The sequence below is a fragment of the Streptomyces sp. NPDC021096 genome (assembly GCF_040641275.1).
Lineage (GTDB): Bacteria > Actinomycetota > Actinomycetes > Streptomycetales > Streptomycetaceae > Streptomyces.
Window position 1 is genome coordinate 102,059 of sequence record NZ_JBFADG010000013.1, and the last position, 14,189, is coordinate 116,247.

Here is a 14,189-nt window from a genome sequence, read left to right on the forward strand (position 1 = left end):
GGGCTTGTGGGAGGGGCTCTGCGCGGCCGGTTCGCCTGGCTGCGTGCCGCGCTCGCCTTCCGGCCCGTGCTCGACATCCGCCCCGGGGCCCATCTGCCGGGCGCCGACCTGCGGGGCATGGACCTTCGTCGTACGAGCCTGGTCCGGGCGAGCCTGACCGGCGCCGCCCTGGAGGGCGCCGACCTGTCCGGCGCCGATGTGACCGGCGCCGAACTGCGCGGCGCCGGCCTGCGGTTCGCGCTGCTGGCCGGAACCACACTGGACGGGGCCCGCTTCCACGCCGCCGACCTCACGGCCGCCGACCTCAGCGGTGCGCGGCTGCGCGGCGCCCTCCTGACCGGCTCCGCCCTGACCGGGGCCCGGCTCAGGGCCGCCGACCTCACCGACGCCGACCTCAGCGGGGCCCGGCTGCAGGACGCGGACCTGACCGACGCCGACCTGACCGGCACCCGCATGGGCGGGGTCTGGTGGTCCCTGCACACCGTGTGGCCGGCCGACCGGTGCGCCGCGATCTGGCAGCGGTCGGACGAGGTGGGGCCCGGCCTCTTCCGGATCCGGGCGGACGGCGCCCGCGAGGTGCTGCCCCGGCCGGACCCCGCCGCGGTGTGAGCGCTCAGCGCCCGCGCGGGGCGAACACCGAGGCGAACGCCGCCCGGACCGGGGAGTCGGCACGGCGGTCCAGGACCGCGAAGACGACGTGCTCGAAGCGGTCCGCGAACCGTCCCGCCCCCGTGAGGTGGCCGGCGAACGCCGCCGCGACCTGGTGCGGATCGTTCCGGAAGACCCCGCACCCCCAGGCGCCGAGCACCAGCCGGCGGTAGCCGTGCGCGGCCGCGACCTCCAGGACGCGGCCGGCACGCTCCGCCAGCGCCGCCGGGACGCGGTCCGTCTCGTCCGGGGTCCGCCGGGCGATCACCCCGGCGTTGGGCGCCGGCGAGGTCAGGAAGCCCGCCGTATAGGGGGTTTCGAGGAGCTCGCCGCGGTCGTCGCGGAAGACCGGGACGCCGGGGGAGTGGATGACGCGGTGGCTGTAGAACGGGCTCGGGTCGGCGCGGTGCGCCGCGTAGTACTCCGGGGCCCGGCGCAGGCACGTGTACAGCGCCGAGCCGCGGCACAGCGCCTCCTCCTGGGCCTGGGCGCCGTTGAGGTAGCCGCCCCCGGGGTTGCGGGCGGAGGCGAAGTTGAGGACCGCCACCGGACCGTCCGCCGCCAGCCGGCGCGACGCGTCCAGGCTGCCCTCGCCGGTGACCTCGAACACCGTCGCCGCCACGGGCCGGCCGCCCTCCGGCAGGTCCACCGGGCCGGGCCCGTACAGCAGGGTCCCCCTTCTCGCCCGCCCGACCGCGTCGGCGATGTCCACCGTCCGGCCGCCGGGCGTGGTGTAACGGCCGGCCCCGACGATCACCTCCGTGATCCGCGCGACCTCGCGCAGCCGCGCACTCATGCGTCGTCCCTCGTCAGAAGCTGTGTCACAAGCGCCGAGCGTAGGGCCGCCGGCACCCGGGCCGCGACGCCTTTTCCGCAGGTCACCCCTGGCGGCCGACCGAGTGGCCCGGCACCCCCACACGGGTGACGTCCCCGGTGCGGACGCTTGCCGCACGGGCGCGTGCGCGGTGGCCTGGCGCGGGTACCCCCGCGCCCCTGGAGGCACCACCCATGTCCGTACGCACCACCGCGGCCGCAGCGGCGACCGCCACCGCCCTGCTCACCCTGCCCCCCGCCCCGGCGGGGGCCGACGAGCGGGACGGCGGCCGGGTCCTGCTCACCGTCTCCGGCGCCCAGAGCACCTGGATCCGCGGCGTCCAGCTCGTCTGCCCCGGACCGGGCAGCCACCACCCCCGTGCCTCCGAGGCCTGCGAGAGCCTGCGCCGGGCCGGCGGCAAGCCGGACGCCCTGACCGCGGACGCCCAGGCGGTGTGCGGCCGGGAGTACGACCCCGTCACCGCGACCGCCGACGGCGAATGGCGCGGCGTCGCGGTCGCCTGGCGCAAGACCTTCCCCAACGTCTGCACCCTGGAGTCGGCCACCGGCCCGGTCTTCCGCTTCTGAGCCGCGCGGCGGCTCACGTCCCGCGGGCCGCCAGCGTCCCAATGGTCGCCAGCCCCAGGACCACCCACGTGAACCACAGCCAGCCGTTGCTGCCGATCGTCACGGTGTAGGCGGTCACCAGAACCAGCGCGCCGACGGTCAGCGTCGCCATCGTTCTCGCCGATCCGGGCATCCCCGCACCTTCCTCACGGCGGCCCTGTCGTAGATATACGCGCGGGCCGCGGCCAGGAGACCATCGTCTCCCCGCCGCGGCCCGTACCGCTATACCTGTGACCTGCCCGGTTCACTGCCCCCGGGTGTTGAGCGAGGCCAGATAGGCGTTGTAGGCCGCCAGCTCCTTGTCGCCGTTGCGGTCCGCGGCCCGGTCGCTGCGCTTGGCCTGCCGCTGCTCCGAGCGGTACCACTGGTAGACGAGCGCCAGCAGCACCACGACGGACGGGATCTCGCTGAAGGCCCAGGCGATGCCGCCGCCCGCCTGCTGGTCCTCCAGGGCGTCGATGCCCAGCGAGGCCGGCGGGTGCATATAGGTGCCGATCATCGGCTCCGAGGCCATCATCAGCGCGATGCCGAAGAACGCGTGGAAGGGCATGCCGGCGAACAGCTCCAGCATCCGCATCACATACCCCGGCCGGTGCGGGCCGGGGTCCACGCCCATGATCGGCCAGAAGAAGACCAGGCCGACGGCGAGGAAGTGGACCATCATCGCGATGTGCCCCGTCTTGGACTCCATGAGGAAGTCGAAGATCGGGGTGAAGTACAGGGCGTACAGGCTCGCGATGAACAGCGGGATGGTGAACGCCGGGTGCGTGATGACGCGCATGTAGCGGCTGTGCAGCAGGGCCACCAGCCACTCGCGCGGCCCCCGGCGCCCGCGCCCGGCCGCCGGCAGGGACCGCAGCGTGAGCGTCACGGGCGCGCCGAGCAGCAGCAGGATGGGGGAGAGCATGCTGATGACCATGTGCTGCACCATGTGCACGCTGAACATGACCATGCCGTAGTCGTTGAGCTTGGTGCACATCACCAGCCAGACGCTCAGCACGCCGAGGACGAACGCCACCACCCGGCCCCACGGCCACGCGTCCCCGCGTCGCCGCAGCCGCACCACGCCCCAGCCGTACAGGCCCAGCCCCAGCAGACAGCCGATCATGAAGAACGGTTCGCCACTGAACTGCAGACCCCGCTCCAGCGTGAACGGCGGCATGTCCATATGCATCATGCCGTGCCCGCTGTGATCCATCCGCTCTCTCCCATTTCGCACCAATGCGCCGGGACCAGAGTAGAGCCGCCGCCCGCCGGCCCCGAGGCCGGGGCGGCCGACCGCACGGTGGACGGCGGTGGGCTCAGAGCACGCACTCGACCTCGGTGTACCGCTCCGCCGGCACGGTCTTGAGGTGCTCGACGGCGGTCGCCAGCGGTACGAGAGCGATGTCCGTGCCGTGCAGGGCCGTCATCATCCCGAACGCGCCCCGGTGCACCGCCTCCACCGCGTGCCAGCCGAAGCGGGTCGCCAGCACCCGGTCGTACGCGGTGGGCGTGCCGCCGCGCTGCACATGGCCGAGGATCACGGGCCGGGCCTCCTTGCCCAGGCGCCGCTCCAGCTCGCCCGCCAGCTGGCCGGCGACGCCGGCGAACCGCTCGTGCCCGTAGACGTCCGTGGCGCCGACCTGGAAATCCATGGTGCCCGGGCGCGGCTTGGCGCCCTCGGCCACCACCACGATCGCGAACCGCTTGCCCGCCTCGAAGCGCTTGCCGACCACCGCGGTCAGCTCGTCGATGTCGAAGGGCCGCTCCGGCACGACGATCGCGTGCGCGCCGGCCGCCATGCCCGAGTGCAGGGCGATCCAGCCGGTGTGGCGGCCCATCACCTCGACGATGAGCACCCGCTGGTGCGACTCGGCCGTCGTCTTCAGCCGGTCCAGGGCGTCGGTCGCCACCCCCACCGCCGTGTCGAAACCGAAGGTCACATCGGTCGACGCGATGTCGTTGTCGATGGTCTTGGGCACGCCCACGACGGGCAGCCCGGCGTCCGACAGCAGGCGCGCCGCCTTGAGCGTGCCCTCGCCGCCGATGGGGACCACGGCGTCCAGGCCCAGGTCGGCGACGTGGCCTCTGGCCCGCTCGACGCCGTCGCGCAGCAGGTCGGGCCGTACTCGGGAGGAGCCGAGGATGGTGCCGCCGGTGGCCAGGATGCCGCCCACGGCCTCCAGGTCCAGCTCGCGGTAGTCCGCTTCCAGCAGGCCGCGCCAGCCGTCGTGGAAGCCGATGACCTCGTCGCCGTGGTCGACGACCGCACGGTGCACGACGGAACGGATGACGGCGTTGAGTCCGGGGCAGTCGCCGCCGGAGGTGAGAACACCGATGCGCATGACAGGGAACCTCGCAACAGGGCGGCGCCGGGGCCGCATCAGGGCCGGAGACCGGACCCCGTCGTCCGGTGCGATCCCCGCCACCCTAACCGGGCAGGGCGGCGGGGATCGGAACCGTCCGCTATGCGGGCTGTGTCGCCGCGGCGATCCGCTCGGCGCGCAGCGCCTCGTACCAGCGGTCGTCGACCGGCGGCAGGGCGTTGACGTCCAGCGCCAGCTTGATCAGCATGTCCGAGATGTGCGGGTTACGGGCCATGACCGGGCCGTGCATGTACGTACCGAACACGGTCTCGTTGTACGCGCCCTCGGTGCCGTCGCCGGTGCCGTTGCCCTTGCCGTAGCGGACCCGGGCGAACGGGCGGGCCGTCGGGCCCAGGTGGGTGATGCCCTGGTGGTTCTCGAAACCGGTCAGCGGGGGCAGGCCCAGCGGAGCGTCGATGTCGGCCAGCACATCGCCGACGCAGCGCTCGGCCTCGCCCCGGGTGCTGACGACGTCCAGCAGCCCCAGGCCCTGCTCGCGCTGGCCCAGGTCGTTGATGAACTCGTGGCCCAGGATCTGGTAGCCGGCGCAGACCGAGAAGACGATCGCGCCGTTGGCGACGGCCCGGTTCAGGCCGCCGTCCCGGCGCAGCCGCTCGGCCGCCAGCCGCTGCGGACGGTCCTCACCGCCACCGATGAGGTAGATGTCCCCGGAGGTGGGGATCTGCTGGTCGGAGCGGACGTCCACCCGCTGGACGTCCAGGCGGCGCTGCTGGGCGCGCCGCTCCAGGACCAGGACGTTGCCCTGGTCGCCGTAGGTGCTGAGCAGGTCGGGGTAGACCCACACCACACGCAGACTGTTCTGGCTCATGCTCACAATCCTTCAGTGCTGTCCGTGGGTCGTCAGTTGCCGACGCGGCGACGGATGTCCTGGAACGCCGTGTAGTTGGCGATGACCTCGATCTTCCCGGGCGGACAGGCCTGCACGGCCTCGTCGACGTTCTCGCAGACCCGGAAGTCCACGCCCGCGACCTCCAGGCGCACCGCCAGGTCCAGCTTGCGGTCGCCGATGACCATGATCGGGTGCCCGGCGAGACGGGTGTAGTCCACGTCCCACAGCCACGAGGTGTCGGTGCCGTCCGCGCCGCGGGCGTTCACCGACAGGATCACCGGTGCCGGCGGCCCGTCGATCAGCGAGAAGGTCTCCAGCCAGCCGGCCGGGTTCTTCGCCAGCAGCAGCCGCACCTCGCGGTTGAGGAAGGTCACCACGTCGTACCGGCCGGCCACCGCCTGCACCTGGTACATCCGCTCCAGCGCGACCTGCGGGGGCACCCCGAAGGTCGCCGCCACGGCGGCCGAGCTGGTGGCGTTGGCCTTGTTGGCCCGGCCCGGCAGCTGCAGGTGGATCGGCCACGCGGAGCCGTGCGGGTCGAGGACGTAGTCGCCCGACAGCGCCCAGCTCGGCGTGGGCCGCCTGAAGCCGCACTCGCCGCAGAACCAGTCGTCGCCCGGGCGCTGCATCACGCCACCGCAGGAGGGGCACGACCAGGCGTCGTCCTTCCACTCCTGGCCGGCCGCGACCCACACCACGTTCGACGACGAGGAAGCGGCCCACACGATCAGCGGGTCGTCCGCGTTGGCGATCACCACGGCCTTGGTGCCGGCCAGACCCTCACGCCACTTCTCGGCGAGCATGCGCGTCTCCGCGGCCCGGTCGAGCTGGTCGCGCGAGAGGTTCAGCAGCGCTATGGCCTTCGGCGAAGTGTCGCGGGCGACGCCCGCCAGGTACTTCTCGTCCACCTCGATCACGGCGTAGCGCGCGTCCGAGCCGCCCGCCAGGGCCGAGGTGATGCCCGCGGGCATGTTCGCGCCCAGCGCGTTGGACACCACCGGTCCGCTGGCCCGCAGCGCCTCGGCGATCAGCCGGGTCGTGGTCGTCTTGCCGTTGGTGGCCGACACCAGGACCACGTCCAGGTGGGTTGCCAGCCGGGCCAGCAGGTCGGGGTCGAGCTTGAGCGCGACCTTGCCGCCGATCACCGACCCGCTGCCGCGGCCCGCGGCCCGCGACACCGCCGCAGCCGCCTTGCCCGCCGTCACGGCCAGCTTGGCCCGCGGCGACAGTGGCCCCGAGTTGCCTGCCATCGTCCTAGATCCTCCTTGTTCCGGCGCCGCGCCTGTCCCTGGTCCGCCGGTGGAACGCCCCCTCCGCGCCGAATCGTCAGCCAGGAGGCTTCGGTCGGGGATCAGCCTATCGAGATCCGGGCGCGGGCCCGAACCCGCCGTCCTCGGAACGTACTCTTGGGCCCATGCGAAGAGGCACGATTCCCGGCAGTTCAGGACGAGTGCGGCCCATGAGGCTGCTCGGAGACCCGGGTCTCGGGGCACCCTGCGAGGAGGTCACGGACTTCGGAGCGGAGCTCTCCGCACTGATCGAGGACATGTTCGCCACTATGTACGCGGCGAGCGGCGTGGGGCTGGCCGCCAACCAGATAGGCGTCCCGCTGAGGGTCTTCGTCTACGACTGCCCGGACGACGAGGACCGCCGGCACCTGGGCCATCTGGTCAATCCGCGGCTCGTGGCCGCCGAGGGCATCACGGTCCGCGGCCCCGAGGGCTGTCTGTCCGTGCCGGGCATCGAGGCGGGGACGCCGCGCTTCGACGAGGCCGTGGTCGAGGGCTTCACCGCGGACGGCGCTCCCGCACGCGTGCGCGGCACCGGGTTCTTCGCCCGCTGCCTGCAGCACGAGTGCGATCACCTCGAGGGCGGTCTGTACCTCGACCATGTGACGGGCCTGCGCCGGCGCCGCGCGCTGCGGGCCGTGCGGCGGGCGCCGTGGGCCACGGCCGGCCCGTCCGGCGCCTGAGGGGCCAGACCCCTCTTCCTCAGAAGCCCGGCCCGTCCGGCCGCTCGCCCGAGACGGCCAGCCGTCCCCACAGCAGGTCCGCGAGGTGGCTGACGAGCGCCCCGCGCGAGCAGGGCCGCTCCCGCAGCCACCAGTCGCCGGCGGCGTGCATCATGCCGACGATCCCGTGGCCCCACGCGCGGGCCAGCTCCTCGCCCTCCGGTCCCAGGTCCACCCGCTCGGCTATGACCTGGGCCAGCTCCTCGCCCATCCGCCGCAGCAGCGGAGCGGAGTGCCGGCCCACGTCGAAGCCCTGCTCGGCGGGCTTGCCCTCGTCGGAGGGGTGCATCAGGAAGCGGTAGACCTGAGGCCGGGCCTCTATCGCCGCGAGGTAGTTGTCGAGGGTCGCCTCGACCCTCTCGCGCCGTCCCGCCGGGGCGTCGAGCGACGCGCGCAGCCCCGACAGCAGCGCGTCGGTGTGGCGCACGGCCAGCGCCCGGTACAGGCCGCCCTTGTCGCCGAAGTGGCGGTAGAGGATCGGCTTGGTGATCCCCGCCTCGGCCGCGATGGCGTTCATCGAGGCCCCGGGGCCGTCCCGCAGCACCACGCGGTCGGCCGCCTCCAGCAATTCCCTCCGCCGTTGCTCCGCCGCCTTCTGCTGTTCGTCCCGCTGACTGCTCTCCATGTGACGTGCCTCCCCGCCCAGTGATTCACAAACGCCTGCGCAACGTAACACCCGCTCCACGGAGCGGATTCGACGGGCAGGGGCGTTGACACATTCTACCGGTGGGTAACAGACTCGCGTTACCGCAAGTAAGGCGTGCTGGGAGGGGACATGGGGGACTTCGCGCTGGAGCTCGACGACGACCAGAGGGCCATCCGGGACTGGATCCACGGCTTCGCCGCGGACGTCATGCGCCCCGCCGCGGCCGAGTGGGACGAACGGGAGGAATTCCCCTGGCCGGTCGTTCAGGAGGCCGCCAGGATCGGGCTGTACTCGCTGGACTTCTACGCCCAGCAGTTCTTCGACCCCACCGGCCTGGGCGTCCCCCTCACCCTGGAGGAGCTCTTCTGGGGCGACGCGGGCCTGGGCCTGGCGATCGCCGGCACCGGGCTCGCCGCGATCAGCGTCTTCACCAACGGCACCGACGAGCAGATAGGCACCTGGGTGCCGCAGATGTACGGCGACGCGAGCGATGTGAAGGTCGCGGCCTTCTGCTCCTCCGAGCCCGACGCGGGCTCGGACGTCTCCGCGATGCGCACCCGTGCCGTGTACGACCGGGCCAAGGACGAGTGGGTCCTCAATGGCACCAAGACCTGGGCCACCAACGGCGGCATCGCCGACGTCCACGTCGTCGTCGCCGTGGTCGACCCCCTGCTCGGCTCCCGCGGCCACGCCTCCTTCGTCGTCCCGCCCGGCACCCCCGGCCTCTCCCAGGGGCAGAAGTTCAAGAAGCACGGCATCCGCGCCTCCCACACCGCCGAGGTCGTCCTCAGGGACGTCCGCGTGCCCGGCCACTGCCTGCTGGGCGGCAAGGAGAAGCTCGACGAGCGCCTGGCCCGCGCCCGCGAACGGGCCGGCGCCGCCGGCGGCGAACGGGCGGGCAACGCCGCGATGGCCACCTTCGAGGCCTCCCGCCCGGCCGTCGGCGCCCAGGCCGTCGGCATCGCGCGCGCGGCGTACGAGGTCGCCCTGGACTACGCCAAGACCCGCGTCCAGTTCGGCCGCCCGATCATCGACAACCAGGGCGTGGCCTTCCAGCTCGCCGACATGCGCACCCGCATCGACGCCGCCCGCCTGCTGGTCTGGCGGGCTTCCTGGATGGCCACCGCGGGCAGGCCCTTCACCGCCGCCGAGGGTTCGATGTCCAAGCTCTTCGCGGGGGAGACGGCCAAGAAGGTCACGGCCCAGGCCATGCAGATCCTCGGTGGCAACGGCTACACCAGGGAGTACCCGGTGGAGCGCATGCACCGGGATGCCGCGATCTACACCGTTTTCGAGGGCACCAGCGAGATCCAGCGGCTGGTGATCGCACGGGCCCTGTCGGGGATGCCGATCCGGTAAGGCCTGATACGTCCTGTGTGACGCTGCCACGGTTTGATCACCCAACTGTCACAGGAGCCCCACAGGGCGCTCATCGGCGGGATCCCGCTCAGATGTGCAGGTAAGAATGTGCACGTCAAGCAAGAAACCACCACGGGGGATCCACCACATGCGTCGTCAGCTCAGCACCGCCGCCATCGTCATCGCGATCGCGGCCACCGCCACCGCCTGCAACAGCGATGGTGTCGACGCCAAGCCGGAGAACAGCGCGGGCGCCGCCCAGAGCCAGGCGCCCAAGGACCCGGCTCCCGCGCCGGACAAGGGCGGTGCCGACAAGGGCGGCGCCGACAAGGGCGGCGCCAAGGGCGTCGACCTGGCCGTCGGCGGCACCGCCGAGCTCAAGGCCAAGAACGGCGCCCAGATCGCGGTCACGCTCAAGGACTTCGTCGACCCGGCCAAGAGCAACAACAAGTACATGATGCCGAAGGCGGGCAAGCGCTGGGTCGCCGCCCAGTTCGAGATCGTCAACAAGGGCCAGACCGTCTATGACGACAGCCCGCGCAACGGGGTGAAGGTCCTCGACGAGCAGGGCCAGGCGTTCACCACGTCCATCGGCGAGACCACCTCGGGCCCCAACATGCCCGCCGCGGTCAAGCTCAAGGCGGGCGAGAAGGCCCTCGGCTACGTCGTGGTCTCGGTGCCCGAGAACTCCAAGCCCCAGGCCGTCACCTTCACCCCCGACTCCGGGTTCGCCAAGGAGACCGGCCAGTGGAAGGTCGCCAAGTGACGAGGCGTCCGGCCCGCGGCTGATCCGCGGGCCCGTGGCTCAGGCGGTGAGGCCCTCCGGGGCCAGCCGCCTGACGTCGTAGCGGCTGTCGAGCTCGCCGCGGACCGCCGCCGCGGCGTGCCCCGCGCCCACCGGCACGTCGACGATCGTCCATCCGGCCGGCCACTTCGGGGTGCCCGGACCGCCGTTGCCCAGGTAGTCGAGGTCGGGGGAGCGGCCCAGCCCTGTGCCCAGGCCCTTGAGGTAGGCCTCCTTGCGGACCCACAGCCGGGTGAAGACCGCCGCCCGCCGCTCCGGCGGCGCCGCCATGATCTCGCGGCGCTCGTCGGGGTGGAGCGCCTCGGCGACGTCGCTGACGGTGTGCTCGGCGGGCAGCTGCTCGGTGTCCACGCCGACGGGCGCCGCGGCGACGCCGAGCAGGACGAGCTCGCCGCCGTGCGAGAGGGAGAAGTGCGGGGCGCCGGGCGCGGCGACGGCGGGCCTGCCGTGCGGTGCGCCGCAGCAGGGGCACGTCTCGCGGGTGAAGCGCACCTCCGCGGCCGGTACGTCCAGGTAGGCGCCGAGGACCTTGCGCAGCATCAGGTGGGCGGCGGTGTACACGGCGCGGTCGGCGGGCCGGACGAAGGAGGCGGCCCGCTCGCGCTCCCGCTCGTCGAGCGGGGCCGGGTCCAGGGGGTTGGCGGCGAGCCATGCGGCGGGTGTGTGCAGCAGCCAGAGGTCGAGCGTCCCCTCGTGCGGCGCGTCCAGGGTCCGCGGCCAGGGGACGTCGAGGCCGGTGCCCTGGCGGAGGGTGCCGGCGGGGTCCATGTGGAGGTGCACAGGTCGCTCCGGTCTGTCGGTGGCGGCCGGGCGGTGGCGGCCGCGACGGATACCCGGCCGGGGCAGCGGTCGGCGGGGACGTACCCGGCCGGACGGGCAGAACGCCGCAGCGTACATCAGTCATATGTCTGCCGGATATCAGCCTCACGTAAGGCGTGCATTTTCGGGCTCTGTCTATCAAGAAGGGTAATTGCGTTGACAAAGGCAGTCGCTGGGGTACGCCTTCTGGGCAGGCGGTTACCCGGCGTTTCCCCTTGGCCGACGGTGCTTGGCATTCTGGCTCAAACGTGATGGGTCCTCATTAGGGGTACTGTTACCGTCGTTTCCGATCTTGATCGTGCAAGTCGGCCTCCGAAGGGTCGTGTCCTGGCACGTCGATCAGTAGAGGTCCAGTGTGGCTTCACGAAAGAGGAACGCCATGGCGGTCACCTTCGATGCAGGTCAGGGCGGTCCCCGGCGCCCGGCCGGCCGTTCCGTCGAGCTGAGCGGCCTGATACGGCTGGCCGTGCGGGCCCGCGAGGGAACCGCCCGGGCCGTCCTCGTACGAGGCCCCGCCGGCATCGGCCGGACCACCCTCCTGGGCGCCGTCACCGACCGTCTGCGCCCCGCCGGGTTCACTGTCCGTCACCACACCGGACGCCCCGGTGGCGAGCGACTTCGCGACTGCCGTGGAGTGAACGCCCTCTTCGGGCCGGCGTCGCCGGCCACCCCCGGCTCCCCGGACGGCCTCCCCGCCCAAGGCCCCCACGACGCCTACGCCGCCCACCGCCGGGTCTACGGACAGGCCGTGGAACTCATGGCCGAAAATCCCCTGGCGCTCGTGCTCGACGACGCCCAGTGGTGCGACGAAGCCTCCCTGAGATGCCTCGACTTCGTCCTGCGCAGGGCCTCCGCCCGGCCCCTGTTCGTCCTCCTGGCGCAGCGCACCGACTGCGACGGCCCCGGCACGGACGTCCTCGCCGAGATGCTCGCCCAGGACCGCCTGTCCCTCGTCGAACTCGGCCCCCTCGGCCTCGGCGCCACCGCCCAGCTCGTCTCCCGCGCCCTGGGCCCGGGCCCCGACGAGCGGTTCGTCGCCCGCTGCGCGGACGTCACCGGCGGCAACCCCCAGCTGCTGCACCGCCTCCTGGCCCGGCTGCGCGAGGCCGGGGTCCGCCCCGACGCCTCGGGAGTGCACCGGCTCGAGGCCGCCGGCGAAGGCGTCGTCGCCTCCATCATCCCCGAGTGCCTGGCCGGTCAGCCCCGCCCGGTGCGCCGGCTCGCCCGGGCCCTCGCCGTCCTCGGCCACGCCGACACCGACCTGCTCACCGCCCTGTCCGGAGTGAGCGGAACGCGCATGACCGCCGCCATGGACGCCCTGCGCCGCCACGAGGTCCTCGTGCCCGCCGGCCCCGGCACCCCCCTGACCATGTGCGACCCCGTCCGCACGGCGGTCCTCGCCGACCTGCCCGCGCCGGAGCTGGAGGAACTGCGCGCCCGCGCCGCCCGCATCCTCAACGACACCGGCCGCCCCGCCGCCGACGTGGCCGACCAGCTGGTGCTGCTGGCCGAACTCGACGAGCCCTGGATGCTGGACGTGCTGCGCGACGCCGCCGCCGAGGCCCCGGGCCGCGCCGCCGCCGAGGCCGCCGTCCGTTATCTGCAGCGCGCCCTGGCCGCCGCCCGCACCGAGGCCCAGCACAAGGACATCCGCGTCGAACTGGCCAGGGCCTGCGCCCGCGTCGCCCCCGCCATGGCGCTGTGGCACCTGCGCGCGGCCCTCGACGCCGCCACCGGCCCCCTCGACCAGGCGCCCATCGCCGTCGAGTACGGCCTGGCCGCCCTCAACACCAGCAGGGCCCCCGAGGCCGTCCGCATCCTGGGGCGCGTCCTGGACGGCCTGCACACCGCCCTGGGCGCCGAACCCGCCCCCGCCGCACGGGAGCTGCGCGCCTCCGTCGAATCCGCCCTCCTGGTCACCGCCGTCAACGAGAAGGCGGCCATGACCGCGGTCCGCGAACGGGCCCGCTCCTGGCCCGTACCCGACGGCGACAGCCCCGCCGAACGCCGCCTGCTGTCCGCCATGAGCACCTACGCGGCCCTGGACGGCGGGAGCGCCCACGAGGCCGCCTCGCTCGCCCGGCGATCCCTGCGGGTCGAGGAGACCGCGCCCTCCGGATGGTGGGTGCTCGGCTCCTCCCTGGTCCTCGGCCTCGCCGACGAGGTGGACGACGCGCTGGCAGGTCTGGAGCGGGCCCTGGCCGGCAGCCGCACCCGCTACGAGCCGCGCATGCACGTCGCCGCCCTGGCCGGCCGCTCGCTGACCCTGCACAGCGTGGGCGACGTCACCGGCGCCGCCCGGGACGCCCGGGCCGCCGTCGACATCTGCGAACACGGCGAGCGCACCGCCGGCTCCCCGCTGCCCCACATCGCCCTGAGCACCGCCCTGCTCTCCCAGGGCAAGGCCCGCGAGGCCGCCGCCCTCCTCGAGCCGCTGGGCCGCGCGGGCGCCGACCGGCACATCTGGGAGTGGCACCACTACCTCCACACCCGGGGCCGGGTGCTGCGGGAACTCGGCGACCTCGACGGCGCGCTGGAGCTGTGGCTGCGCTGCGGGCGCAGCCTGGACGAGGCGGGCGTGACCAACCCCGTCCTCGCCCCCTGGTGGCTGCCGGCCACCACCACCCTCGTCCGCCTGGGCCGCACGGCCGAGGCCATCGGCATCGTCGAGCGGGCCGAGGAGCACATACGACGCTGGGGGACCCCCCGCGCCCACGGCATCGGCCTGATCGCCGCCGCCGTGGTCGCCGACGGCCGGACCCGGGTGGACCGGCTCGCCGAGGCCGTGGACGTCCTCGCCGATTCCCCCGCCCGCCTGGAACACGCCAAGGCCGCCTACCAGCTCGGCCACGAGCTGCTCGCCCGCGGCGACGCCCGCGGCGCCCGCCGCAACCTGCGGCAGTCCATCGAACTGGCCACCCGCTGCGGCTACCACGCGCTCAGCGCCGTCGCCCGCACCCTGCTCGTCACCGCCGGCGGCCGGATGCCCCAGATCGCCGCCAGCCCGCTGGACTCGCTCACCGACAGCGAGCGCCGGATCGCCACCCTCGCCCAGGGCGGCATCAGCAACCGGGAGATCGCGGAGGCGCTGTTCATCACCCCCCGCACCGTCGAGATGCACCTGACCAACGTCTACCGCAAGCTCGACGTCCGCGGCCGCGCCGACCTGCCCGGCGGACTGCGCCCCGGCGGCCCGCCCGCACCCCACCGCCGGGGAGCGCCCCCCGGCGTCCCCGCGCCCAGCCACTAGCATCCAAGCCACG

At 73.4% G+C, this 14,189-nt stretch carries 14 protein-coding genes; 6 read left to right on the forward strand and 8 right to left on the reverse strand.

Annotation, left to right across the window (positions count from 1 at the left end; translation table 11 throughout):
* Window positions 1–6 precede the first annotated feature (6 nt).
* Entirely contained in the window at window positions 7–609 is a 603-nt protein-coding gene (locus tag AB0G59_RS18765; protein ID WP_360912891.1) for a pentapeptide repeat-containing protein, read from the forward strand.
* 4 nt (window positions 610–613) lie between these two features.
* Here AB0G59_RS18765 and AB0G59_RS18770 read toward each other — a convergent pair whose 3' ends face one another.
* Window positions 614–1,444, reverse strand: a complete 831-nt coding sequence (locus AB0G59_RS18770) for a TIGR02452 family protein (protein ID WP_360912893.1) — start codon at window positions 1,442–1,444, stop codon at window positions 614–616.
* A 212-nt stretch (window positions 1,445–1,656) separates the two neighbouring features.
* On the opposite strand from AB0G59_RS18770, the gene AB0G59_RS18775 reads away from it, so the two are divergent.
* The gene (locus AB0G59_RS18775; RefSeq protein ID WP_360912895.1) at window positions 1,657–2,049 is read left to right on the forward strand and encodes an SSI family serine proteinase inhibitor; all 393 of its coding nucleotides are present in this window, start codon (window positions 1,657–1,659) and stop codon (window positions 2,047–2,049) included.
* A 13-nt stretch (window positions 2,050–2,062) separates the two neighbouring features.
* Here the strand turns inward: AB0G59_RS18775 and AB0G59_RS18780 are convergent, their stop codons facing one another.
* From AB0G59_RS18780 to AB0G59_RS18800, 5 genes are all read right to left on the reverse strand, one after another.
* Window positions 2,063–2,221 carry a hypothetical protein gene (locus AB0G59_RS18780; RefSeq protein ID WP_177338011.1) on the reverse strand — a complete coding sequence of 53 codons (159 nt, stop codon included), beginning with the start codon at window positions 2,219–2,221 and terminating at the stop codon, window positions 2,063–2,065.
* A gap of 111 nt (window positions 2,222–2,332) precedes the next feature.
* The gene (locus AB0G59_RS18785; RefSeq protein WP_071963801.1) at window positions 2,333–3,286 is read right to left on the reverse strand and encodes a cytochrome c oxidase assembly protein; all 954 of its coding nucleotides are present in this window, start codon (window positions 3,284–3,286) and stop codon (window positions 2,333–2,335) included.
* 103 nt (window positions 3,287–3,389) lie between these two features.
* On the reverse strand, window positions 3,390–4,415 hold the full coding sequence (locus tag AB0G59_RS18790) for a 6-phosphofructokinase (protein ID WP_071963800.1): 1,026 nt from the start codon (window positions 4,413–4,415) through the stop codon (window positions 3,390–3,392).
* A gap of 121 nt (window positions 4,416–4,536) precedes the next feature.
* Window positions 4,537–5,265, reverse strand: coding sequence for a glutamine amidotransferase (locus AB0G59_RS18795; protein WP_071963799.1), 729 nt, complete (start codon window positions 5,263–5,265; stop codon window positions 4,537–4,539).
* Between the two features lie 32 nt (window positions 5,266–5,297).
* On the reverse strand, window positions 5,298–6,536 hold the full coding sequence (locus AB0G59_RS18800) for a MurT ligase domain-containing protein (RefSeq protein ID WP_071963798.1): 1,239 nt from the start codon (window positions 6,534–6,536) through the stop codon (window positions 5,298–5,300).
* A 164-nt stretch (window positions 6,537–6,700) separates the two neighbouring features.
* Here AB0G59_RS18800 and def point away from each other — a divergent pair, with 164 nt between their 5' ends.
* The gene (gene def / locus AB0G59_RS18805; RefSeq protein WP_071963797.1) at window positions 6,701–7,258 is read left to right on the forward strand and encodes a peptide deformylase; all 558 of its coding nucleotides are present in this window, start codon (window positions 6,701–6,703) and stop codon (window positions 7,256–7,258) included.
* A 19-nt stretch (window positions 7,259–7,277) separates the two neighbouring features.
* On the opposite strand, the gene AB0G59_RS18810 is transcribed toward def, so the two are convergent.
* Entirely contained in the window at window positions 7,278–7,922 is a 645-nt protein-coding gene (locus tag AB0G59_RS18810) for a TetR family transcriptional regulator (RefSeq protein ID WP_360912898.1), read from the reverse strand.
* Between the two features lie 150 nt (window positions 7,923–8,072).
* Between AB0G59_RS18810 and AB0G59_RS18815 the strand changes: the two genes are divergently transcribed.
* Window positions 8,073–9,302, forward strand: coding sequence for an acyl-CoA dehydrogenase family protein (locus AB0G59_RS18815; RefSeq protein WP_360912900.1), 1,230 nt, complete (start codon window positions 8,073–8,075; stop codon window positions 9,300–9,302).
* Window positions 9,303–9,450: 148 nt separating this feature from the next.
* Entirely contained in the window at window positions 9,451–10,068 is a 618-nt protein-coding gene (locus AB0G59_RS18820; protein WP_360912902.1) for a DUF4352 domain-containing protein, read from the forward strand.
* Between the two features lie 39 nt (window positions 10,069–10,107).
* Here the strand turns inward: AB0G59_RS18820 and AB0G59_RS18825 are convergent, their stop codons facing one another.
* The gene (locus AB0G59_RS18825; RefSeq protein WP_360912903.1) at window positions 10,108–10,887 is read right to left on the reverse strand and encodes a 4'-phosphopantetheinyl transferase superfamily protein; all 780 of its coding nucleotides are present in this window, start codon (window positions 10,885–10,887) and stop codon (window positions 10,108–10,110) included.
* A gap of 418 nt (window positions 10,888–11,305) precedes the next feature.
* Here AB0G59_RS18825 and AB0G59_RS18830 point away from each other — a divergent pair, with 418 nt between their 5' ends.
* Complete coding sequence (locus tag AB0G59_RS18830) at window positions 11,306–14,176, forward strand: AAA family ATPase (protein ID WP_360912905.1); 2,871 nt, start codon at window positions 11,306–11,308, stop codon at window positions 14,174–14,176.
* The last annotated feature ends 13 nt before the right edge of the window (window positions 14,177–14,189 follow it).

Coding starts and splice junctions, on each gene's coding strand:
- AB0G59_RS18770 (WP_360912893.1), bottom strand. CDS start 1,444: ATGAGTGCGCGGCTGCGCGAGGTCGCGCGGATCACGGAGGTGATCGTC.
- AB0G59_RS18775 (WP_360912895.1), top strand. CDS start 1,657: ATGTCCGTACGCACCACCGCGGCCGCAGCGGCGACCGCCACCGCCCTG.
- AB0G59_RS18780 (WP_177338011.1), bottom strand. CDS start 2,221: ATGCCCGGATCGGCGAGAACGATGGCGACGCTGACCGTCGGCGCGCTG.
- AB0G59_RS18785 (WP_071963801.1), bottom strand. CDS start 3,286: ATGGATCACAGCGGGCACGGCATGATGCATATGGACATGCCGCCGTTC.
- AB0G59_RS18790 (WP_071963800.1), bottom strand. CDS start 4,415: ATGCGCATCGGTGTTCTCACCTCCGGCGGCGACTGCCCCGGACTCAAC.
- AB0G59_RS18795 (WP_071963799.1), bottom strand. CDS start 5,265: ATGAGCCAGAACAGTCTGCGTGTGGTGTGGGTCTACCCCGACCTGCTC.
- AB0G59_RS18800 (WP_071963798.1), bottom strand. CDS start 6,536: ATGGCAGGCAACTCGGGGCCACTGTCGCCGCGGGCCAAGCTGGCCGTG.
- def (WP_071963797.1), top strand. CDS start 6,701: ATGCGAAGAGGCACGATTCCCGGCAGTTCAGGACGAGTGCGGCCCATG.
- AB0G59_RS18810 (WP_360912898.1), bottom strand. CDS start 7,922: ATGGAGAGCAGTCAGCGGGACGAACAGCAGAAGGCGGCGGAGCAACGG.
- AB0G59_RS18815 (WP_360912900.1), top strand. CDS start 8,073: ATGGGGGACTTCGCGCTGGAGCTCGACGACGACCAGAGGGCCATCCGG.
- AB0G59_RS18820 (WP_360912902.1), top strand. CDS start 9,451: ATGCGTCGTCAGCTCAGCACCGCCGCCATCGTCATCGCGATCGCGGCC.
- AB0G59_RS18830 (WP_360912905.1), top strand. CDS start 11,306: ATGGCGGTCACCTTCGATGCAGGTCAGGGCGGTCCCCGGCGCCCGGCC.